Origin of the sequence: Oceanicola sp. 22II-s10i (genome assembly GCF_002210105.1) — a bacterium.
In the GTDB taxonomy this organism is placed as follows: domain Bacteria; phylum Pseudomonadota; class Alphaproteobacteria; order Rhodobacterales; family Rhodobacteraceae; genus Pseudooceanicola.
Map to the genome: position 1 here is coordinate 228805 of NZ_AQQU01000004.1, position 19322 is coordinate 248126.

Annotated in this window: 20 protein-coding genes; 6 read left to right on the forward strand and 14 right to left on the reverse strand. The window is 64.0% G+C overall.

Annotation, left to right across the window (positions count from 1 at the left end; all coding sequences use genetic code 11):
• Positions 1-22 precede the first annotated feature (22 nt).
• The 8 genes from ATO6_RS12890 to ATO6_RS12925 all read right to left on the reverse strand — a co-directional run bounded on the left by ATO6_RS12890 (position 23) and on the right by ATO6_RS12925 (position 8992).
• The gene (locus ATO6_RS12890) at positions 23-3460 is read right to left on the reverse strand and encodes a YhaN family protein (protein ID WP_088624418.1); all 3438 of its coding nucleotides are present in this window, start codon (positions 3458-3460) and stop codon (positions 23-25) included.
• A complete protein-coding gene (locus ATO6_RS12895; RefSeq protein WP_121062041.1) occupies positions 3460-4719 on the reverse strand; it encodes a DNA repair exonuclease in 1260 nt (419 codons plus the stop codon). The genes ATO6_RS12890 and ATO6_RS12895 overlap by 1 nt, the downstream gene beginning before the upstream one ends.
• Before the next feature lie 260 nt (positions 4720-4979).
• Positions 4980-5645: a hypothetical protein gene (locus tag ATO6_RS24840; RefSeq protein WP_141101995.1), complete on the reverse strand. Its 666-nt coding sequence runs from the start codon at positions 5643-5645 to the stop codon at positions 4980-4982.
• Positions 5646-5773: 128 nt separating this feature from the next.
• On the reverse strand, positions 5774-6808 hold the full coding sequence (locus ATO6_RS12905; RefSeq protein WP_088624419.1) for a nucleotidyl transferase AbiEii/AbiGii toxin family protein: 1035 nt from the start codon (positions 6806-6808) through the stop codon (positions 5774-5776).
• Positions 6801-7394, reverse strand: coding sequence for a DUF6088 family protein (locus tag ATO6_RS12910; RefSeq protein WP_088624420.1), 594 nt, complete (start codon positions 7392-7394; stop codon positions 6801-6803). The genes ATO6_RS12905 and ATO6_RS12910 overlap by 8 nt, the downstream gene beginning before the upstream one ends.
• Positions 7395-7529: 135 nt before the next feature.
• Complete coding sequence (locus tag ATO6_RS12915) at positions 7530-7793, reverse strand: pyocin activator PrtN family protein (protein ID WP_020043354.1); 264 nt, start codon at positions 7791-7793, stop codon at positions 7530-7532.
• Positions 7794-8124: 331 nt separating this feature from the next.
• A complete protein-coding gene (locus tag ATO6_RS12920; protein ID WP_254919145.1) occupies positions 8125-8628 on the reverse strand; it encodes a plasmid pRiA4b ORF-3 family protein in 504 nt (167 codons plus the stop codon).
• Positions 8585-8992 carry a LysE family translocator gene (locus tag ATO6_RS12925; RefSeq protein ID WP_254919146.1) on the reverse strand — a complete coding sequence of 136 codons (408 nt, stop codon included), beginning with the start codon at positions 8990-8992 and terminating at the stop codon, positions 8585-8587. Before ATO6_RS12925 ends, ATO6_RS12920 begins: the two co-directional genes overlap by 44 nt.
• A gap of 62 nt (positions 8993-9054) precedes the next feature.
• Here ATO6_RS12925 and ATO6_RS12930 point away from each other — a divergent pair, with 62 nt between their 5' ends.
• Positions 9055-9264: a hypothetical protein gene (locus ATO6_RS12930; protein WP_088624422.1), complete on the forward strand. Its 210-nt coding sequence runs from the start codon at positions 9055-9057 to the stop codon at positions 9262-9264.
• A 136-nt stretch (positions 9265-9400) separates the two neighbouring features.
• On the opposite strand, the gene ATO6_RS12935 is transcribed toward ATO6_RS12930, so the two are convergent.
• Positions 9401-10471, reverse strand: coding sequence for a site-specific integrase (locus ATO6_RS12935; protein WP_176440923.1), 1071 nt, complete (start codon positions 10469-10471; stop codon positions 9401-9403).
• Positions 10472-10590: 119 nt separating this feature from the next.
• Here ATO6_RS12935 and dusA point away from each other — a divergent pair, with 119 nt between their 5' ends.
• Positions 10591-11598, forward strand: coding sequence for a tRNA dihydrouridine(20/20a) synthase DusA (dusA, locus tag ATO6_RS12940; RefSeq protein WP_088624424.1), 1008 nt, complete (start codon positions 10591-10593; stop codon positions 11596-11598).
• On the opposite strand, the gene ATO6_RS12945 is transcribed toward dusA, so the two are convergent.
• Entirely contained in the window at positions 11595-12776 is a 1182-nt protein-coding gene (locus tag ATO6_RS12945) for a multidrug effflux MFS transporter (RefSeq protein WP_088624425.1), read from the reverse strand. The two genes, dusA and ATO6_RS12945, sit on opposite strands and share 4 nt — an antisense overlap.
• Positions 12777-12962: 186 nt before the next feature.
• Here ATO6_RS12945 and ATO6_RS12950 point away from each other — a divergent pair, with 186 nt between their 5' ends.
• Both ATO6_RS12950 and ATO6_RS12955 read left to right on the forward strand, forming a co-directional pair.
• Positions 12963-13784, forward strand: a complete 822-nt coding sequence (locus ATO6_RS12950; protein ID WP_088624426.1) for a sulfite exporter TauE/SafE family protein — start codon at positions 12963-12965, stop codon at positions 13782-13784.
• A 97-nt stretch (positions 13785-13881) separates the two neighbouring features.
• Complete coding sequence (locus tag ATO6_RS12955; RefSeq protein ID WP_088624427.1) at positions 13882-14940, forward strand: hypothetical protein; 1059 nt, start codon at positions 13882-13884, stop codon at positions 14938-14940.
• Positions 14941-14943: 3 nt separating this feature from the next.
• On the opposite strand, the gene ATO6_RS12960 is transcribed toward ATO6_RS12955, so the two are convergent.
• The 3 genes from ATO6_RS12960 to ccmI are packed head-to-tail and all read right to left on the reverse strand — an operon-like array spanning position 14944 to position 16870.
• Positions 14944-15186 carry a DUF1289 domain-containing protein gene (locus tag ATO6_RS12960; RefSeq protein ID WP_088624428.1) on the reverse strand — a complete coding sequence of 81 codons (243 nt, stop codon included), beginning with the start codon at positions 15184-15186 and terminating at the stop codon, positions 14944-14946.
• The gene (gene ruvX / locus ATO6_RS12965) at positions 15183-15659 is read right to left on the reverse strand and encodes a Holliday junction resolvase RuvX (protein ID WP_088624429.1); all 477 of its coding nucleotides are present in this window, start codon (positions 15657-15659) and stop codon (positions 15183-15185) included. The genes ATO6_RS12960 and ruvX overlap by 4 nt, the downstream gene beginning before the upstream one ends.
• On the reverse strand, positions 15656-16870 hold the full coding sequence (gene ccmI / locus ATO6_RS12970) for a c-type cytochrome biogenesis protein CcmI (RefSeq protein ID WP_088624430.1): 1215 nt from the start codon (positions 16868-16870) through the stop codon (positions 15656-15658). The genes ruvX and ccmI overlap by 4 nt, the downstream gene beginning before the upstream one ends.
• Positions 16871-17043: 173 nt before the next feature.
• On the opposite strand from ccmI, the gene ATO6_RS12975 reads away from it, so the two are divergent.
• Positions 17044-18291 (forward strand): sarcosine oxidase subunit beta family protein, encoded by a 1248-nt coding sequence (locus tag ATO6_RS12975; RefSeq protein WP_088624431.1) that lies wholly within the window; start codon positions 17044-17046, stop codon positions 18289-18291.
• Positions 18292-18338: 47 nt separating this feature from the next.
• On the opposite strand, the gene ATO6_RS12980 is transcribed toward ATO6_RS12975, so the two are convergent.
• Entirely contained in the window at positions 18339-18749 is a 411-nt protein-coding gene (locus ATO6_RS12980; RefSeq protein WP_088624432.1) for a hypothetical protein, read from the reverse strand.
• 209 nt (positions 18750-18958) lie between these two features.
• On the opposite strand from ATO6_RS12980, the gene ATO6_RS12985 reads away from it, so the two are divergent.
• Complete coding sequence (locus tag ATO6_RS12985; protein WP_088624433.1) at positions 18959-19291, forward strand: hypothetical protein; 333 nt, start codon at positions 18959-18961, stop codon at positions 19289-19291.
• The last annotated feature ends 31 nt before the right edge of the window (positions 19292-19322 follow it).

The following is a 19322-nucleotide window of genomic DNA, read 5'->3' on the forward strand; positions in this document are numbered from 1 at the left end:
CAACTCTCCTCGGCGCGATGTCTTAAAGTTCATGAATGACCGGAGGCGTTACGCAAACGCTCTTTGCGATCTCGACCACGTGGCGGTGGTGGGTCAGGTAGATCGCTTGGCCGCGTCCGCCGATGGCTTCCATGACGCGGCAGGCGGCGCTGGTGCGTGCCTCGTCGAAGGTTTCGAAGATGTCATCGCAAAAGAACGGGAGCCTCGTGCCCTGCGCGACAAGTTGTTCGTGGGCCGCTGCCCGCAGCGCTAAGTATAGCTGGAAGCGCGTGCCCTTGGACATTTCGACCGCACGCTTGCTGACCCCATTGCCATCGACGGCGAGCAAAATCTCGGACTCCTTGTCGATCTGGGTACTCAGGGTCGGATAGGCGCCTTGCGTGAGACTGGCGAAGCAGTCTTCCGTGGCTGTCAACATGCCGCTGCGATGGCTGTCGCGATAGCGCCGGATGGCGTCGGAGGCGAGGTGATGGCCCAGGGAAAGTTCGAGATGCTCCAAGGCAGCCTCTTCGAGCTGCAGTTCCAGCGTGGCTTTCTGCTCGACCAATTCCGCAACCGTGTCGTCTCCCTTCACCTCGGCTAGGGCATATTCGGCGGCTGTGCGGTTTTGAATGGCGAGGGTCAGCTCGTCCTCGGCATGGGCAAGATCGGATCGGTTGCTGTCGAGTTCGCCCTCCAATGCGGCAACTGAGGACTCTGCAAGCTGGGCGCGGGCTGTCTCGATGTCGGTCGTGCCCAGTTCGGCCAGGACCTGGCGGGTGATTTTCGCCAGCGCGGCGCGGTTGTCGATTGCTTTCTGCGTGCGAATTGCGGCCTCGCGCAGGGCGCCGATATCGCCCGGGGTGGTCGTATCGGGGAAAAGCATGGCGATGGTCGCGACCTCTTGGTCGATGGCGTTTTGTCGATCCTTGTGTTCGACAAGATCGGCCTCGGCCGTCTCGATCGCGGTGTCGAGTTTTCGGCCCGTCTCAGTGGCCGAACGCGCTTTTTCCGCCAGGGTTTTGAGGGCGGCGAATGTCTTTGCCGCCGTTGCGTGAGGCTCCTGCCCATGGGCGCGTGCCAGGCTGTCGATCTCCTGGGTGAACTGCTTTTGGTCCGCCTGCATGGTTGTGATCCGTCGCCCGGCTGCGGCCCGTGTGTTTTCGTGTTCGCGCAAAGCGCGCAGGGGCTCCAGCGATGCCTCCAGCCGTTCGGGGGGCAATGCCTCTCCGAGGAGGTCGTGGACCAGTGCGCGCCAGGTCTTCTTCGTATCCTCCTTTGCCTTAAACGCTTTTGCGTAACGCTCTTCGCGCCGGGCAAGATCCCGCTGCGCCTGTCGCAGGGTTGCCTCGGCCGTTGTATGGGCGTCGGTTTGCTTGCGGTCGTCCTCGGCCTGACGCCGGGCCGCCGCCAGGGCGCCGGTCAGGTCTGTCGGGGGAAAGGGCAGGGTCCGGGCCAGCTCGGCCAGTAGGGCGTCGGCGCGTTGGAGGGTGGATTGATTGGTCTCTTCGGTATCGCGCAGGGCCTGGGCATCTTCGCTGGCCGCCTCGTGACTTCGCCGCCAGTCCAACCATTCCGCAGGCGTGATGCTGTCTGGAAGGCCAACCTGAGCCGCCGCCGCGCTGACCGAGGCCTCGATATTGGTGCGTTCTTCACGAAGGGTTTCCAGGCGTTTGTCGGTCTGAGCCGCACGGGCGCGGGCCTGGGCTTCGGCCTGGCCGATTTCGCGGAGCTGTGCCAGTTCGCGGGACTGCGCCAATCGCGCTTCGGCAGCGATATCATGCCCTTGCATTGCCTCGTGGAAGTCGGCGGCGGTCTGTCTGTCCAAGGCGGCAAGATGCTCCGCCCAGCGTGCATCGCGCCGCGCGCGCAGATCCTCGGCATCGGCATCCGAGATGAGCTTCGCGTCCCGGGCCAGTGATTTGGCCTGAGCCCCGCGGGCCTCCGCATCCTCCAGATGCTCGTCGCGCTTTGCCGTTGTCGTGCGCAGGTCGTGAAGCAAGTCCTGATGGCGCTCGGCCCAGTTGGTTGCCTGGTGACGTGAGGTCGGGCAGGCGGGTAGGTGATCGAAAGTGACGCCTGCGAATGAGAGCGCAGCCAGGGAGCGCCGCGCCTTGATCTTCATATCCGCGATCGCCTGTTGCGCTGCGGCGTAGGCAGGGGCGAGGGTCTCCGCATCGAAGCGCAGCAGAATATCTGCTACCTGTGGGCGTTCCTCATCCGCGGGCGCGCCATCCTGCATGGCTTCGGTCGCGGCGATCACCCGCTCTTTCAATTCGGCGGTTTCGCGCGCCTCGATCTTTTCTTGGGAAATCGCCTCGCGCAGAGCTTCCCTGGCGCTCTCCAGAGACGCAATATCGGCGCCCGACAGGACCAGCCCTTGCAGATCGACGTCTGGCGAGGTGACCCCAAGATCCCATGCAGCCTGCTTCATCGATGCCTCCGCGGCCCGCCGTTCGTCCTCGCGCCTGTCAAGGTCGAGCTGTGCGGTTCGATCCCGCGCGGCGAGATCCTCCAGCGCTGCCAGCGCGGTCGAAAGCTCAAGACGCTTCGGATCCAAGGCGACGGCGTCGCGATTTTCCCTGAGGTTCGCGATCTCCTCGGTCAGGCGTGCGATATTCTGTGTGGCCAGCCCACGGTCTCTGTTTAGCTCGATCAGCCGTTCCGGATCGAAATCCAGTTGATCGGGATAACTCGCGAAAGAGGCAATCGCCTGTTCCAGGTCCCGGATCTCGCCCATCAGGGGCAGGGCACGCCGCTGCGCCTCCATGCGCGCCTTCGTCAGATTCAGCGCATCCCGCGTCTTGCGCGCCTCCCGCTCGGCCTCTTGTGCCTTGCGCAAATCTTTCTTGAGGGCCTTCCAGGCGCTGGCGGTCACGTCGCGGTCTTTGATCTCTTTTTCAACGTCGGCCAAGGCGCGTTTCAATTCGGCCATGTGGGTGGTGCGTCCGCGTTTCTTCCATAGCGCGTCGGCCCGCTCGCGGACGTGATCCAGAACGGTGCTCAGGTCGGCCACGCCCGCTGCAGCGGAAAAGAGCAGGCGCCCGATATCCCCTTCGGCATTTGCGATCTCTTCGCCGCCGCGTTCGATTGTCTCGTCGTCAAGGCAGAGCAGGCGGCGGTAATCCTCTTCGGACAATCCCGCGAGATGGGCGGAGAGGGCAGCCTCGGGCAGCGGGGTGCCGGTCGCGTCGACCAGCGATCCGCTGCGCGTCGGTAGTCGCGTGAAATCACGCAAGACACCGTCGATGTCCAGCCTGGCCGAGACTTGGAGGTTATTGCGCGGATGCTTGAACGCATAGCCCTCGCGCAGCGGGAAGCCGTAGAATAGCCGTAGGACGGCTTCCATCGTGGTGGTTTTTCCGGCTTCGTTCGGGCCATAGATGATGTGGAAATCATGGCCATCGGAGGCCGAGCCAAAGTCGAAGTGCCGGTCGGTGAAATGGCCGAAACGATCAAGGGAGAGGCGCTGGAGCCGCATCAGTGTCCGGCCCCCTTCATCTGGGCCAGGACGACGTCGGCGCCGGCCTTGGTCAATTTATCCACCATCGCATCGCGCGCGGCCTCATCCGGCAGCAAGCGGTCGCGCAGGGTAACGGGCAGTTCCTGCAGGACGGTCTCGACCTCGTCGCGGGCGAGGGCGGCAAAGCCGGGCTCGCCGCGGATCGTTGCCATGATCGTCGCCAGTTCGTCGGCGGCGCCGCTTGCGCCTTCGGTTGCGTCCGGCGGCGGCAGGTCGAACAGGAGTTTGTCGATCCAGAGATCCCCGGTGGCCTGGGCAAGCTCGTTCACCTGTTCGATCCAGACATCGCGATCCCGTAGGATTTGCCAATGGCGCTTCGGCGTTCCGGTCAAGATCAGTCGGATAACGCCGATCGGCGCCGCGATCTGGTTGCGCATCGCACTCAGGTGGGACTTCAGCAGCCCGCGCAGAGCCTCGTCGCTCTCCGTCTCTGTCACATCCAGTTCGCTTTGGGCGAATTCCACGACCGAACTGGGTACTTCGCTAATATCGATCTGGCCCTGATCGATGGTCAGCAGCGTCGCGGATTTTGGGCCGGACTCGCCTATATCTCGCCCCTGCGGGGTGCCGGGCATGACAATCCAGGGTGCGGCCGAATGGACCTGCCGTTTGTGGATATGGCCGAGCGCCCAATAATCGAACCCCATGCCGGCCAGATCGGCGAGGCTGCAGGGGGCATAGATATCATGACCCGCCGCACCGCCAAGCGAGCTGTGCAGCATGGCAATATTCACCACGCCCGGAACCGGCGGTTTGAACCGCGGCAGAAGGCTGTCGGGCGCGTGACGGTCCGCGAAGCTGACACCGTGGATCACGATGTCGTCTGTCAGCGGCACCATGCCGCCGCGTGCATCGAAAGCGTGAACTTGGGCAGGCAGATCAAGCGCTCCGGTGATCGGGTTCTCGGCATCATGATTGCCTTTGATGTAGAAAACTTTGATCCCCGCATCGCCAAGGCGATCAAGCTCGGCCATCAGGAAGGCGCCCGTTCTTGCGCTGCGCTCTTTTCCATCGAACAGATCGCCGGAAATCAGGACTGCGGAGAGCTGTTCGGAGATGGCGAAATCGACCAGTCCGCGGAAAGCGGACCGGGAGGCTGCTGCAACCGCGTCGCGAAGGTCCGAGTTGCGCAAGGCCAGTGACCTGAGGGGAGAGTCCAAATGGACGTCAGCAGTGTGAAGAATTTTAATCAAGATCGAACCCCTGACATAGATCACGTGAGCCTGGCGCTTGCGTATTGAACAGTAAGGGAAATTTCATTGGACTCTGGGCGCGAGAGGTTGCTCGATAGTGAAGTTTCTGTGGCACGTTTCTTCCTGCGGGCCACCATGCCATCCTCCATCCAAATTATGCGATAGTGGCCTGTTGCTTCATGAAGTGACTGGGGTGCGTCAACAACTTTTCAGCTAAAGTTCTGAGGCGGCGGGTCATGCGGTGGGGGATCGCAAGTGCGGCAGACACGATCGTCGCCCATGCACTATCCTCCGAATAAATCTCCTGTTTTGGATCGTTCGTCGAGGAGATCATAGAAGGTTTCCATGTGTTTTATGAAGCCCTCTTCAGTAACTCTGTAACGAAAATCAAAGGTTTCTGCTTTGAATTTTCGTATCCCGGACAGTTCTGGGTACTCTGCCAAAATTAAGAAATGCGGGACTTTCCTCTCGGTCGCGGCAATGGCGTTAACGATCGCATGCCTCTGTTGCTGCTTGAGTGGAGGTGACTTATAGGGATAAATGAAGACTTCGAAAATTTCCTGATTTGCCTTGAAGCTAAAGTCAGGTGAAATGTCGACTTCATGTTTTCCGAAGGCGATAGCCCGTCGCTCACGTTCGATGAAATTTGCTTTACCAATTGGAATATATCCGCAGATTCCGTCAAATATTCCTAATTTTGCAGCGGCTTCCCCAGGCCCATCCAAGGCCGCAATCGTGTCGCGCGCTTTATCTACGGGGTATCCTTTCAGGATCATAGTCAGGATATGATAGAGATCTTCGTAGTTCCAAACGCCGCCGCGTTGAGCATCATATGCGGCGATTTTTTCTTTTAGTCTTTGCCGCTCTGAGGATGTTCCCGAAGGCCCATGTGCGCCGGGATTATATTCGCCTAACCCTCTGAGAAATTCGGTCTTTGACGTTCGTCGCACGCGCGCCTCGGATGCAGGATGAAATACAGATTTGAAGTCAAAACGACCCTTGGCATTGCGTCAAGACGTGACATTGCCAAGATCATCGGATTTCCGCTATCTGGCGTGAAGTCTGTATGCCCACCTGCTCAGGTGCGGATGTGCTGATTGTTTTCTGCGAGCTTTGCGCGCTCGGCAATGGATGCGCAACGTTCGATGAGGTCGTCGAAACGCTCAGCGTCTTCAAGCAATAGGCCGTCGTCGACCATGTGCGCGTAGTCGGCCGCGAGCGCGGTGCGAGCCTCTCCGTTTGGGACCAGTTGCAGATTGCCATGAACCGCGGCTTCATAGTCCACGGGTGTTCCGCCGGCCGTCTTCTCCGGGAAGAACATACGCTTGTGCCGCGCGACTGCTGAGGCGAGGTCTCGGTCGGAAATAGCCACATCCGCGATGCCTGCATCGTCGAGGCGTACCAGGTCATGCCAATGGCGCGCGAAGCGCTCCCCGCGGAGCCGACCCTGTACGCAAAAGACATGGATCGCCGTGGCCTTCTCCCAAAAGGTTCGTTCGGCATGCATCACGCGCGGTGTCGCGGTCGGAAAGGTCACGCCCTCGATCAGCCCGTTCGCATCGCAGGTGACGTCACGCAGGCTCGCCGGTTCGCCGGTCGATCTCGCGCCGAATTCCAGCATGACGCTGGGGGCGACATAGCCGGAGCCAGAAGAGGCGGCTTTGTAATCGATGAAAAGCTTGTCGCCATCTGCCCGTGTCGAGGCCGATAGCCCTTGCGCTGCAATGGCGTCCTGGATCAAGGGCTGCGTCGTTTCGACGACCCATTTTGGCAATCTATCCCGAACAGCTTTCGACCAGCGCTTTTCCTCACTGCGTGTGGTTGGCAGGGCTTCGGCGCGTTCTCCCACCAGATCAGGTGCGATTGCCCGTATGTCATAGGTCAGATCGACATCTTCAGAGAAGCGCTGGATCACCCCATAGGCTTTGGAAAGGGATGTTCCGCCCTTGAAAACGAGGTGCTCACCAAGCTCGGAACTGAAGAGGGTCTGAAGGGCCCAGACAACCCAGACGTCCTTTTCGAGCAGGTGCGCGGGCCGCCCGGAGCGATCTGCAGCTACGGCCAGGGCTTCCTTGCGGTCTGCAGGCGGCAAAGACAGGAAGAGTTCAGACATGCGCCGCCTTTCCGACACTGCGTGCAAGCCAGGTCGGGAACTGCGGTGCTGCGGTTACCAATTCGTCAAACGCCGCTGCGGGCAGTTTCTGCTTCAGCGATCTAAGAGCTGTCTCTGCCTGTTCCGGCCCGAGCCAGGCCAGGGCGCGAACAGCACTGCCAGCCGGCCTCTTCCCGAGGGCGAGTTGCCATCGGGGGGCGTGGCGCAGTTCCACGAGTTGTTTGCCCAATGAGAGCGTGCGGCTGCGACCCGAGGTCAGGTACACGGAGCGAACAGGCACTTGCGTGGTCAGGCCGAGTGCATTCGCTTCGGCGGCGCCGGTTGGAACGATGATTTCGCCACGTTGCGCCGCGAGGGCCTCGACGGCCTGTTCCACGGACGGAGCGCGCGTTCCAAACCGGCTTTTGATCGGTCGCAGGTAAACGCCGCGCCCGGCACGGATCAACTGGCCGCGCTCGGCAAGGCGCGACAAGGCCTGATCCACACCGGCACGGCTGCCGAGGTGCAGCAGGCCCTTTGCGGCAAGTGGCGCTCCTTCCGGAAGTCCCTCTGCATGGGTCAATATCTGTTCTGCAAGGTGCTGCATGATCGTTTTCCTGTCAGAAATATATGCAGTTTTCTGACAGAATTCAATCCGTGCTGTTGAGCGAGATGAAGAGGGTGGTGGCTTCGTGCCGTGGGTAGCAGGCTGGCCGTCGGCGATTTTCAGAGGGGAACACGCTTACCGAAGACCCTGCAGTTGAAGGCATTCCTTGACGGCTGCAGCCCGCCTCTTGTCCAGGTACTCGGCCAGATCGTCGATATGGACGCCTTTGGCGCATTTCTGCGATGCTTCCATTCGGACGAGGGGGAGGGCGATCGAACCGGCCGAGACTTTGCGGATGAACTTGTCGGTACTCAGACCGAAAAAATCCCTGGCGACATCCTCAGCGGGAATGATCGGTCGCCCGGAATACATCGCTATCAAGAGAAACGCCGTGTTCATGATCCCGGAGTGAAACACGATGGCATAGCTGGGAGAAGGGCGCGCAGCGGGTTGGCGGGGAGACGGATAGCATAGAGCGCAAATCGGACGGGAGCGTTGGATCGGGGAGACTCTCCGAAGCGTGTGAAAGGGGGTAGGGAGCCCATGCTTGGGTAAGTCGGGCGGGAGCCTCGACGCCAAGCAACGCTTCTGGAGAGGCCGCAAGACCAGTGCACCTTTTGCGGTGCAGACATCCCCGGATCCCGCTGGGGGCGCTGCCACACTGGTGCTGCCGGCAGGAGGAGGGTCATCCAGGCCCGCGGCAGCGCCTTGAGGGCCGAGCCCTCTGCGCTCACCGACCAGAAGGCTTTGGCTTGGGCTGATGCAGGCGCCGGCTGGTGTTCTTGCGGAAGGTGTTGCGCAGATCCTTGTTGATCAGGTCGATGTCGAACCAGTCCGGATCGAAATGCCCGCCGGCCCAGCGAAGGTTGGAGTTGTGGTCCTCGTGGTTCGGATCGCGGATGGTCTCGAGGAAATCGGCATAGGACCAGGGGCCGCCGACGTCCTCGGGCGGCCGGGCACGGGCACCTTCGGTGCATTCCGCGTGGCGGGGCAGGGGATCGAGGGATAGCCACTCCTCGATCCGGATCACATGGGTCCAGTCATCGCCAAAGTCGTAGAGGTAATTGAAGGTCAGATCCTGGCCGGTGAAATCCGCAAGCCTGACCCCGGTGTAGTCGAAAATCTGCGGTCCGCCGAAACCATCCTCAAGCTGATCGGGGTCGCCATAGCGCAGCCCGCCGATCCGGAACTCATGCAGATGGCTGTCGGTCCAGCTGAACGCGGCCTGCAGCACCAGATGCAGCCTGTCGAGCGTCCAGTCGGATGCACGGCGACCGAAGAACCGCCTTTTCGGGCTGCAGAAATGCCGACACGGCGGTGAGCGCGATCAGCCAAGATTTCGGATTGATGAACTGGAACAGCAGCGCCTGAGAAAACGAGATCGGGGTGGCATTAGGTGATTGCGCCAGCGCATCGGCTTTCCAAAGCTTCAGGGCGAGCCAGAGCAGATAGAACGTCCCAGCCACCTTGAGTGCCAACTGGATACTGGGAAACTGTGCGAAAAGGCTGCTGAGACCGGCGGCCACGAGCAGGATCTGGGAGATCACACCGGTCGGAATGCCAACGATCTGCGGTATGGTGCTCCGAAAGCCAAACACCAGCCCCGCGTTGGCGAGAGGCGAAGGCCCGCTCCGAAAGCCTTCAACAGCTTTCGGATATCATGGCGGACTGGACCAAGGCGCTCTCCGTCGAGATGTTTTTCGTCGAGGCTGAGAAGCGTATGCAGATGGTGGACGGAGAGCGGCGCGCGCATCTGGAATCCCGGCTGCGTTTGGCGCGTTCGATGCTGGGCGAACTCGATCCGCTGTCATTTATCGAGCAGTGGGTTTCGCCGGAGGAGCGCTACCAGAGAAAGTTCATGGATGAATAGGGCGCCAATAGGATGGACGGCATATCGCTAACTTGCCTCTATCTCAGCATTCAGCGGCCATGAAAGTTGATGCCTGTACCTGGCAAAACCTTGAGTGATGCGCGGATCCTTTCGATGAGATTGACGTACTGGCGCATCACGTGTTGCCGATTGCGAGCTGCATTCCAGGCCAGTTTACATATTTATCGCCTGTTTCCCGGATATGCGTATAGCGTTTCAGGCTAACCCATGACCTGTGTCCGCTGACCGCCGCGACATGGGGAATGTTCCAGCCCATCTCGAATAGCCGAGAAATGCCTTCATGGCGCAGATCGTGGAAGTGCAGATCCTCGATCCCGAGCAGCTTGCAAGCGCGGGTGAAGTTGGCCGTGATTGCGTCCGGTGAGTAGGGGAAAATCTCACCTTTATGCCCGGGCATGCTGTCGATGATCCGAATGGCTTCCTCAGGCAGATCGACCCAGGTATCGTTTCCGAGCTTCTCGCCGGGATGCTTCATGTCACGAACAAGGATGCGTTTATGCTCCTTCTGGAAATCGTCCCAGGTGAGTCGGGTGATCTCTGCCTGTCGGCGCGTCGAGAAGAGAGCGAACACGATCACCTTGTGCATGGGCATGGCCTGAGGTGTTCTCTGGCGCCGATCAATGAAATGAGCCAGCAGCCGGTCGAGTTCATCGAGGGTGGGTCTGCGGTTCCGCTGCGCGGAACGCGAGATGATCCCCATGCGGCGTGCGACGGTGATCGCGTCTCTCATCTCTCGGTCATCCAGTCGGAAGTCCCACATCGGTCGAGCTATGGCGAATATGGAGGCGAGGTGGCTCGCGTAGTTCCCGACGGTTTGCGGTTGTCCGGGCAGAGACTGAAGGAACTCGATGATATCCTTCGACTTGATGGTGGAGCAGGGCAGATCGGCGATTGGGTAGGTCGCGATGGTCCTGAGGACCTGCGCTTTCGTGCGACCGATTTCCTTTACGGCCTCTTCAGTGTAGCGCTCGATCGCTTTGGATAGCGGAGGGTCAGATACGTTCAGCTCCTCCAAGGCACCAGGCTTTGCTAGTTCTTTCTCGCGCTTCTTTATCCAGGTCGTCGCAGCTGGGCGTCTGTCAAAAGTCTTCGTCTCGTGATAGACGGTTCCCTCGCGCATCACTCGTACACGTGCCCTGTAGCTGTGACTTCCATCCTTGCGTTTGCGTGTGGTGATCGAGCCCATGATGGCCTCCCCATTTGGTCCACGAAATTGTATTTGGTCCACGGGACCAAATCCAGTGTCGAAATCGACGGGTTTGGCCCATGATGAGCGGAAACGAGACGAAATGTAGGTGCCTGTAAGTGACTGAAAAATATAAAAAACAAGACTTATCAAGAGTTTCCTGCCTGTCCGTGGCCCCGATGATGGACTGGACGGACCGCCATTGCCGATTCCTGCACCGCATGCTGTCGCGGGAGACGCTGCTCTATACCGAGATGGTGACCGCGCCGGCGTTGGTGCGGGGCGGCGCGGTGCATCTGCTGGACTTTTCGCCCGAGGAGCATCCGGTCGCCCTGCAGCTTGGCGGCTCGGATCCGGAGGAACTGGCCGAGGCCGCCCGGCTCGGGCAGGCGGCGGGGTATGACGAGATCAACCTCAACGTGGGATGCCCGTCGGACCGGGTGCAGTCCGGCACCTTCGGGGCGGTGCTGATGAAGCAGCCGGGCCTCGTGGCCGATTGCGTCGCCGCGATGCGCGAGGCGGTGTCGGTCGAGGTCACCGTGAAATGCCGCATCGGCGTGGACGATCAGGACCCCGAAACGGTGCTGCCGGACTTTCTGGACCGCATCCGGGGCGCCGGTGTCGGCCGGGTGACGATCCACGCGCGCAAGGCGTGGCTGCAGGGGCTGAGCCCGAAGGAGAACCGGGATATTCCGCCGCTCGACTACGGGCTGGTGCTGCGGATGAAGCAGGCGTTTCCGGATCTCCACCTGTCGATCAACGGCGGTATCGCCTCTCTGCCGCAGGCGGTGGAGCTGCTGGAGGCGGGGATGGACGGGGTGATGGTGGGCCGGGCCGCATATCACGCGCCGACAGACATTCTGGCCGCGGCGGACCGGGTGATCTATGGCCACGACGCGCCCGTTACCGACCCGGTCGCGGTGGCGCGCGGGATGTTGCCCTATATCGAACGGCATCTGGCGCAGGGTGGAAAACTGGCGCAGGTGTCACGGCACATGCTGGGCCTGTTCGCCGGACGCCCCGGCGCGCGGCACTGGCGCCGGGTGCTGTCCGAAGGCGCGCACCGCCCCGGTGCTGGGCCCGAACTGGTCGAGGCGGCGCTGTCCGACCTCGCGCAGGCGGCCTAGGCGGTCGCCCGGCTGCGGCGCGAGAAGACGACCAGCATCAGCGTCAGGGCCACCGTCGAACAGACGGCGATCGCCAGCAGCATCGGCAGGGCGGTGCCGTCGAAGAACAGACCCGACAACGTGATCATCAGCCCGCCGACGAGCATCTGCAGGGTGCCGCCCAGCGACGACGCCAGACCGGCGATGTCGCCGTGTTCGTCGAGAGACAGAACCATCGCGGTCGGGATCACAAGGCCGAGGCACGCGTTGCCGAGGAACAGACCGGCCATGATGACGGGCAGCGTGGCACCCCCGGCGAGCGCGATCAGGGCGAGCGTGGCGGTGAAGCCGAAGAACCCCCAGACCCCCGCCCGGACCACGCGCGTGATCCCGTAGCGCGCGCCGAGCGCGCCTGCCACCTGCGAGGCGCCGAAGAAACCGACCGCGTTCACCGCGAAAGCCAGCGAGAAACCGGTCGCCGACAGGCCGAACTGGCCGGTGTAGACGAAACTGGCCGAGGCGATGAAGACAAAGAAGCTGGCCATGCCGAACCCGCCGATCAGGGTCAGCGAGACGAAGACGGGATCGCTCAGCAGCACCTTGGCCCCGCGCAGAAGGGCGCCGAAGTTCAGTGCGCGGCGCCGCTCGGCGGGTAGCGTTTCGGGCAGCGCCAAGAGCGCGACCGCGAGGTTCACCAGCGCCAGCACCGCCAGCACGCCGAAGATCGCGCGCCAGTCGGCAAAGGCGATCACGACGGTGCCCGCCAGCGGCGCCAGCATCGGCGAGACCGAGATCACCAGCATCAGCATCGCCATCAGGCGCGTCGCCTCGACACCGGTATAGCGGTCGCGGATCACCGCGCGGGTGACGACCATCAGCGAGGCTCCGCCAAGACCCTGCACCGCGCGCCAGAACGCCAGCGACCCGGCGCTGTCGGCCAGCGTCGCGCCGACGGAACCCAGCCCGAAGATCGCGAGCCCCAGCAGGATCGGCAGCTTGCGCCCGGTCCGGTCGGCCAGCGGGCCGTAGAACAGCTGGGCCATGCCGAAGGTCAGGAAATACGCGGTCAGCGTCTGCTGGATCTGCGCCTCGGTCGCGCCGAGGTCGGTCGCGATCATCGGCATCGCGGGCAGGTACATGTCGATGGCCAGGGGCCCGATCAGGCCCAGAAGGCCGAGGATGATGGCAAGACGCAGCATGGGGAGCGCTCCGGTTGTGCGGTCCGGTGACCGTCGATCCGCCGGGGTCTACGCCCCTTGGCCCGTCAGGGGAATGCTGCATTGCCGCACGGACGCGGGTGCAGCTGTGCACGGTCGGGCGCCGCACTTGCGGCGCGCGGGGAAACGTGCTTGTGACGGACATCCGCATGACGGACGGGGGACAAGATGGAAGACACCGGCCTTATCCTGACGATGCTGGCCCTGCTGGCGGTGATCGGCGCCTTCGCGGGCGTGCTGGCCGGGCTGCTGGGTGTCGGCGGCGGCATCGTGCTGGTGCCCGCGTTCTTCTATGCCTTCCAGACGCTTGGCTTTGACGGGCCGAACCTGATGCAGATCTGCCTGGCCACCTCGCTGGCCACGATCGTCATAACCTCGCTCAGATCGCTGCATTCGCACAACCGCAAGGGCGCGGTGGACTGGGACATCCTGAAGGCATGGGCGCCGGGGATCGTGGTCGGGGCCCTGCTGGGGATGCTGGTCGCTGCGTCTGTCCGGTCGGTGGCGCTGCAGGTCCTGTTCGGGGTGCTGGGGATCGTCGTGGGGCTCTATCTCGGGTTCGGGCGGGCGGAATGGCGGCTGGCCGACGCGATGCCCAAGGGGCTGAAACGCGCGATCCTGTCGCCCCTGCTTGGGTTCCTGTCGGTGCTGATGGGGATCGGCGGCGGCAGTTTCGGGGTGCCGCTTATGACGCTCTACAACCGGCCGATCCACCGGGCCGTGGCCACCGCGTCGGGCTTTGGCGTGGTGATCGCCGTGCCCTCGGTCATCGGCTTCCTGCTCTACACGCCGCAGGGCCAGATCCCGCCCTATTCGGTCGGCGCGGTGAACCTACCGGCCTTTTTCGTGGTCATCGCGATGACCCTCATCACCACGCCTTGGGGTGTGAAACTGGCCCACGCGACGGATCCCAAGCCGCTGCGCCGGACCTTTGCGGTCTTCCTGTTGCTGGTCGCCCTGAACATGCTGCGCAAGGCCATATTCGGCTGACACCCGCCGCGCGGATTCCCACGGATTACCCCGTCAGGGACACGTTGGGGCCGCATTCGATTGCCATCTTCTGCTCAACACCAGCAGGAGTCCGGCCATGCTTGAGCTACTTGTCGTCTTTACGCTCGCATCTATCGGTATCTATTTCACGACGACCGGCAACGATCCGCAGCCGGAGAATTCCGGCCGGGACGACGGCTATGATCGCGGCGAAAGCGGCGAGGAAGAGGGTGGCATCGGCATTCTCGGCGTCGACATCGGTCGCCGCGCCCGACAGAAGCGCAAGCGCAAGGCCAAGGAGGCCGCGCGCATGGCCGAGGAGGCCGCGGTCGACACCGGGATGGACGAGGCCGGTATGGACGAGGCAGAGAGCGCCGCGCGTCCGGCGCGGGCCAAGCCGGCCTTTCTGCTGAATGCCGAGGCGCATGAGGACGACCTGCTGGACGACGACGGCAACGACGTTCTGGGCGCCGAGGACCGGCTGAGCCTTGGCGGCGCACCGGCGCAGGTCGAGAACGAGGATCCCGCATTCGACGACGCCATTCTGGGCGCCACGATCCGTTCGGTCATGGCCGAAGCGGGAGACTCCGGCCAGTCCAGCCGCCCGAAAAAGCCCGCGCGGCGTTCGACGCCCGAACTGGACCGGATGCGCGAACTGATGCGGCGCGAGGACATGTTCGTGCCCGCAGCGGAGTCCCTTTCGACCGCGGAGTTCCGGGACGAATACGAGTCCGAAGCTGAGCCCGAGTTTGAAATGTCCGGACATGACCCCGATCTCGACGAGGCCGATCTCGACAATGATTTCGAAGACGCGCTGTCGCCCGCGCCGGCGCAGAGCCTCGAAGGCTGGTCCGATGACGACGACGAGGATGACGACGACGATCTGCGGGCCATGCAAGCCCTGCGGGAAGCGGCCGAGGCAGACTATGACGGCCCGCCGGTGATCGAGGATTTCGACCCGCGCGAGGATCAGATCGTCATCGGCTATCAGCAGGGCGAAGCGGGTGACGGCCGGATCGGCATCGTCGAGGACCCCGAGAATCCGGGCGATGCGCTGGTCAAGCTGGGCGGTCGCGTGGTCGCCATCGTGCCGGGCGGCTTCGGCAAGGTCCGCGCGCATCACATCGACCTCTTCGTGATGGAAGAGGCCGCCTGAGCTTTACTGATCGCCGCCGCGCGCCAGCCGCGCGGCCCGGCCGCCCCGCCGCCGCACCAGTTGCGGGCGGCGGTCCGGCAATTCGGCCATGATCCGCGCCCGTTCCTCGGAGGAATAGGTCATCCACAGCGCGATCTCGTCCCGCGTCCGCAGGCAGCCGGTGCACAGGCCCGCATCCGGATGGATCATGCAGATCTTGACGCAGGGCGAGGAGATCTCGCGCCGCTTCCAGACTTCATCGCTCATGCGGCCCCTCCGAGATGGCGCAGCCGGTCCAGCACGCCCTGCAGGATGTAGCCCGCGGCGACATGGTCGATGACCTCGGCCCGGCGGCGGCGCGAGGTATCGGCCTCCAGCAGCGCGCGTTCGGCGGCGACGGTGGACAGGCGTTCGTCCCAGAAGGTGACCGGCAGGTCGATGACCTTCTGCAGGTTGCGGGCGAAGGCGCGGGTGGACTGGCAGCGCGGCCCCTCCGTCCCGTCCATGTTGCGGGGCAGGCCGAGCACCAGACCGGCAATGTCGCGTTTGGCGACGATCTCGGCCAGCGCCTCGGCGTCGGTGGTGAACTTCTTGCGGCGGATGGTGGACAGCGGCGTCGCGACGCTGCGCATCGCGTCGGACACGGCGACGCCGATGGTCTTGTCGCCCAGATCCAGCCCCGCGATGGCGCGGTAGGCGGGCAGCGCGGCCGCGAAATCCTCGACGGTATCGTAGATCATTCCGACAGGCCCGCCCGGACCGCCGCTTCGCGGATCATCGCCAGATCGTCCTCGCGCCCGGCAAAGACCTGCAGCGCCTCGTCATAGATCGCGCGGGCCTGCCCGGTGTTGCCGAGCACGCCGTAAGCCCCGATCAGCCGGGCCCACTCCTCGGCCGTCCCGCCCTGCGCGGCCAGCCGTTCGGACAAACGCGAGACCATGCCCCGGATCATCTCCTGCCGGTCCTCGGCGCTCATGTCGCGGGCAGCGGCGACGTCGTCGGCACTCGGCCCCGCCAGTTGCTCGACCGGCGCAGGCTGTTCGTAGTCGACACCCGCCAGCATCGCGGCCTCGTCGATCTGCGCGCGGATCGGGGCGATCCACGGCTCGTCTTCGGGGCCCTTGCGCAGCAGCCGGTCCCAGATGCGGAAGGCCACATCGGGCCGCCCGGTCTGCCGCCACATGACGCCGAGGTAATACTGCGCCCCACCCAGCGTCTCGTCCCGCGCGACCGCCGCGCGGAGCGCCTGTTCCGCCTGCGGCGAGACATAGCCGCCCGCCGCGAGGATCAGGTATTCGCCGTAATCCAGATAGTCCTGCGCCCCGGCGCCGTTCCCGAGGATCGACAGCACGCGCTCCTGTGCGGCATAGGCGGCGGTGAACCGGCCAAGCGCCGCCTCGTTACGTGCCAGCAGCCGGTGCCCCTGCAGGTCGTCGGGCCGGCCCGCCACGGCGGCGCGCAGCTTTTCCATCAGGTCGAGGAAATCCTGCGACACCTCGGGGGCCGGCATCGGCGGGACATCGGCCTCGGCAGCGGCCTGCGAGGGGCGGTTCTCCTTGAATTCCTTGGCCCGTTCCAGCCGGTCCGCCAGCGGCAGATCGCCATAGCCCGGCACGCCCATTTGCAGGTAGACGCCGAACGTCACGGCGGCCAGCACGACGCCGACCCCGGCCAGAGCCAGGGGCCCCGCGCGGCGCGACGCCTGCACGGCGCCCTTCGCGGCGGCATCGGCGGCCAGCAGACGGCGGGCGATCTCGTTCTTCAACCGCGCGCCTTCCTCGGCCCCGATGGTGCCGCGTGCCATGTCGCGGTCGACCTCGGCCAGCTGCGCGCGATAGACGGGCACATCCGCACCGCCCGCGGCAGGCAGGCCATGCGCGCGCAGGGCGGTCAGGCCCATCACGGCGGCAACCCCGAGCGTCAGTGCGGCAGCGATGATCCAGAACAGCATGGGCGACCCTCTCCTGCGCCCCTTTACCCTGTCTGCGGGAACGGAAAAAGCACCAATACCTGCGCGATCCGTCGCATGTCGCAACTGTGATGCGACATGACGTTCCCGGTCGGCGGCGCTTTGCGATAAGGGTCCAGAAGGACATCTGTCACAGCCCCGGAGTCGCCCGCGCCATGAAACGCTATTCCGCCTTCGCCATCGCCCGAGAGGCCCTGCGGCATCACACCGGATGGGAACGCGCCTGGGCCTCGCCCGAGCCGCGCGCCGCGTATGATGTCATCATCATCGGCGCCGGGGGGCACGGCCTTGCGACGGCTTATTACCTTGGCAAGAACCACGGCATCACCAACGTCGCGGTGCTGGAAAAGGGCTGGCTGGGTGGCGGGAACACCGGGCGGAACACGACGATCATTCGCTCGAACTACCTTCAGGATCCGTCCGCCGCGATCTACGAAAAGGCGCGGGACCTGTATGAAACGCTCAGCCAGGACCTGAACTACAACATCATGTTCAGCCCGCGCGGCGTCATCATGCTGGCCCAGACCGAACACGAGGTGCGCGGCTACCGGCGGACGGCCCATGCCAACGCGCTGCAGGGCGTGACGACCGAATTCATCAGCCCCGAGCGGGTCAAGGAAATCGTGCCGATCATCAACATCGACGGGCCGCGCTATCCTGTGCTGGGCGGGCTGTTGCAGGCGCGCGGCGGCACCGCCCGGCACGACGCCGTGGCCTGGGGCTATGCCCGTGCCTGTTCGGCCATGGGGATGCACATCATCCAGCAGTGCGAAGTGACCGGCATCCGGTCCGAGGGCGGCAAGGTCACCGGCGTCAGCACCTCCAAGGGCGACATCGGCTGCAACCGTCTGGGCATCGTCGTCGCGGGGCATTCCGGCGTGGTGGCCGAGATGGCGGGCTTCCGTCTGCCGATCGAATCCGTCGCGCTGCAGGCGCTGGTCAGCGAGCCGATCAAACCCTGCATGGACGTCGTCGTGATGGCGAACACGGTCCACGGCTACATGAGCCAGTCCGACAAGGGCGAGATGGTGATCGGCGGCGGCGCGGACGGCTACAACAACTACACGCAGCGCGGCAGCTTCCACCACATCGAGGAAACGGTCCGCGCGCTGGTCGAGACCTTCCCCATGATCTCGCGCCTCAAGATGCTGCGGCAGTGGGGCGGGATCGTGGACATGACCGGCGACCGCTCGCCCATCATCTCCAGGACGCCGCTCGGCGGATGCTACATCAACTGCGGCTGGGGCACCGGCGGGTTCAAGGCGATCCCCGGTTCGGGCTGGGCGATGGCCGACATGATGGCCAAGGGCGAACCGGGGCCGCTCTGCGCCGAGTTCGGGCTGGACCGGTTCCGCGAGGGCCGCTTCATCGACGAAAGCGTCGCCGCGGGGGTGGCGCACTGATGCATCCGACCGCCGGCCATCCTGTCAGCCGTCCGGGCCGCTCCGGCTCACTCGGCCGCGATACCGCGGGCCGCACGGCGATGCCGGTCGGTCAGCGCCGCGATCTCGCGCAGGGCGTCGCGTTGGTCGTTCAGCGGGGTGGATTGCGCCGCGAGTATGTCGGACTGGATCGCGTCCAGATCCTGCGCGCGGGGCAGGACCGCGAAGGCGCGCATGCCAAGGCGGATGGCGGGCTCGAACTTCGGGTGGCGGGGAATGTCCTGCGCCAGGGACCCCGCAGCCCTGCCCAGGAACAGGATGCGCGGGACACCGGTTGCGCCGGGGCCCGAAAGCAGGGCGAAGACGCCTGGCGTCCCTGGCAGGTCGTGCAGGGACCGGACGATGCTGAACGCATAATCCGCGCCCGACGCGCCGGTCAGGGTCAGCGTATCCGGATTCTTGCCCGCAGGGATGCGCATCTGCCGTGCTCCTTGGCTGCCTCTGCAACCGACGCTAACACAGCATGTCCCCGTCCGATCAACGAATTGCGTGTCCGACCGCGGTCTGAACTACATATAGACCGCATCGGCAAGGTTCTGCCTGCGAATGCGGCAATTCCAACCGTTGGGAACCGACTCGCCCCCGTCGAGGTTCTTCCGTCAAAGGAAACTCAGACGGAGGTCGGATCATGGCCGAACATCATTACCACGAAACCTACAAGGAAACCCGCCCGGCTGGTTCGACCAGCACTGGCACGATCGCTTTCATCGTCGGCGGTCTCGTCGTCGCTGTCGGCCTCATCTTCTTCTGGCTGTTCGGCGGCGCAGACATGGCTGACGGTGGCGCATCCACCGCGCCGAATGTCGAGATCAACGCCACGTCCGGCAGCGAAGCGGGCGCTGACACCAGCGCCGGTGCAGGCACCGCGCCTGTCGCCGAAGACAGCGCAACGCCGCCCGCAGCCGACGCGTCCGGCGCCGATGCCGAAGCTGGCGCATCTGCAACGGCCGGCACCGACTGACACAGTCCAATTGATCGCGGCGGCTGATGCC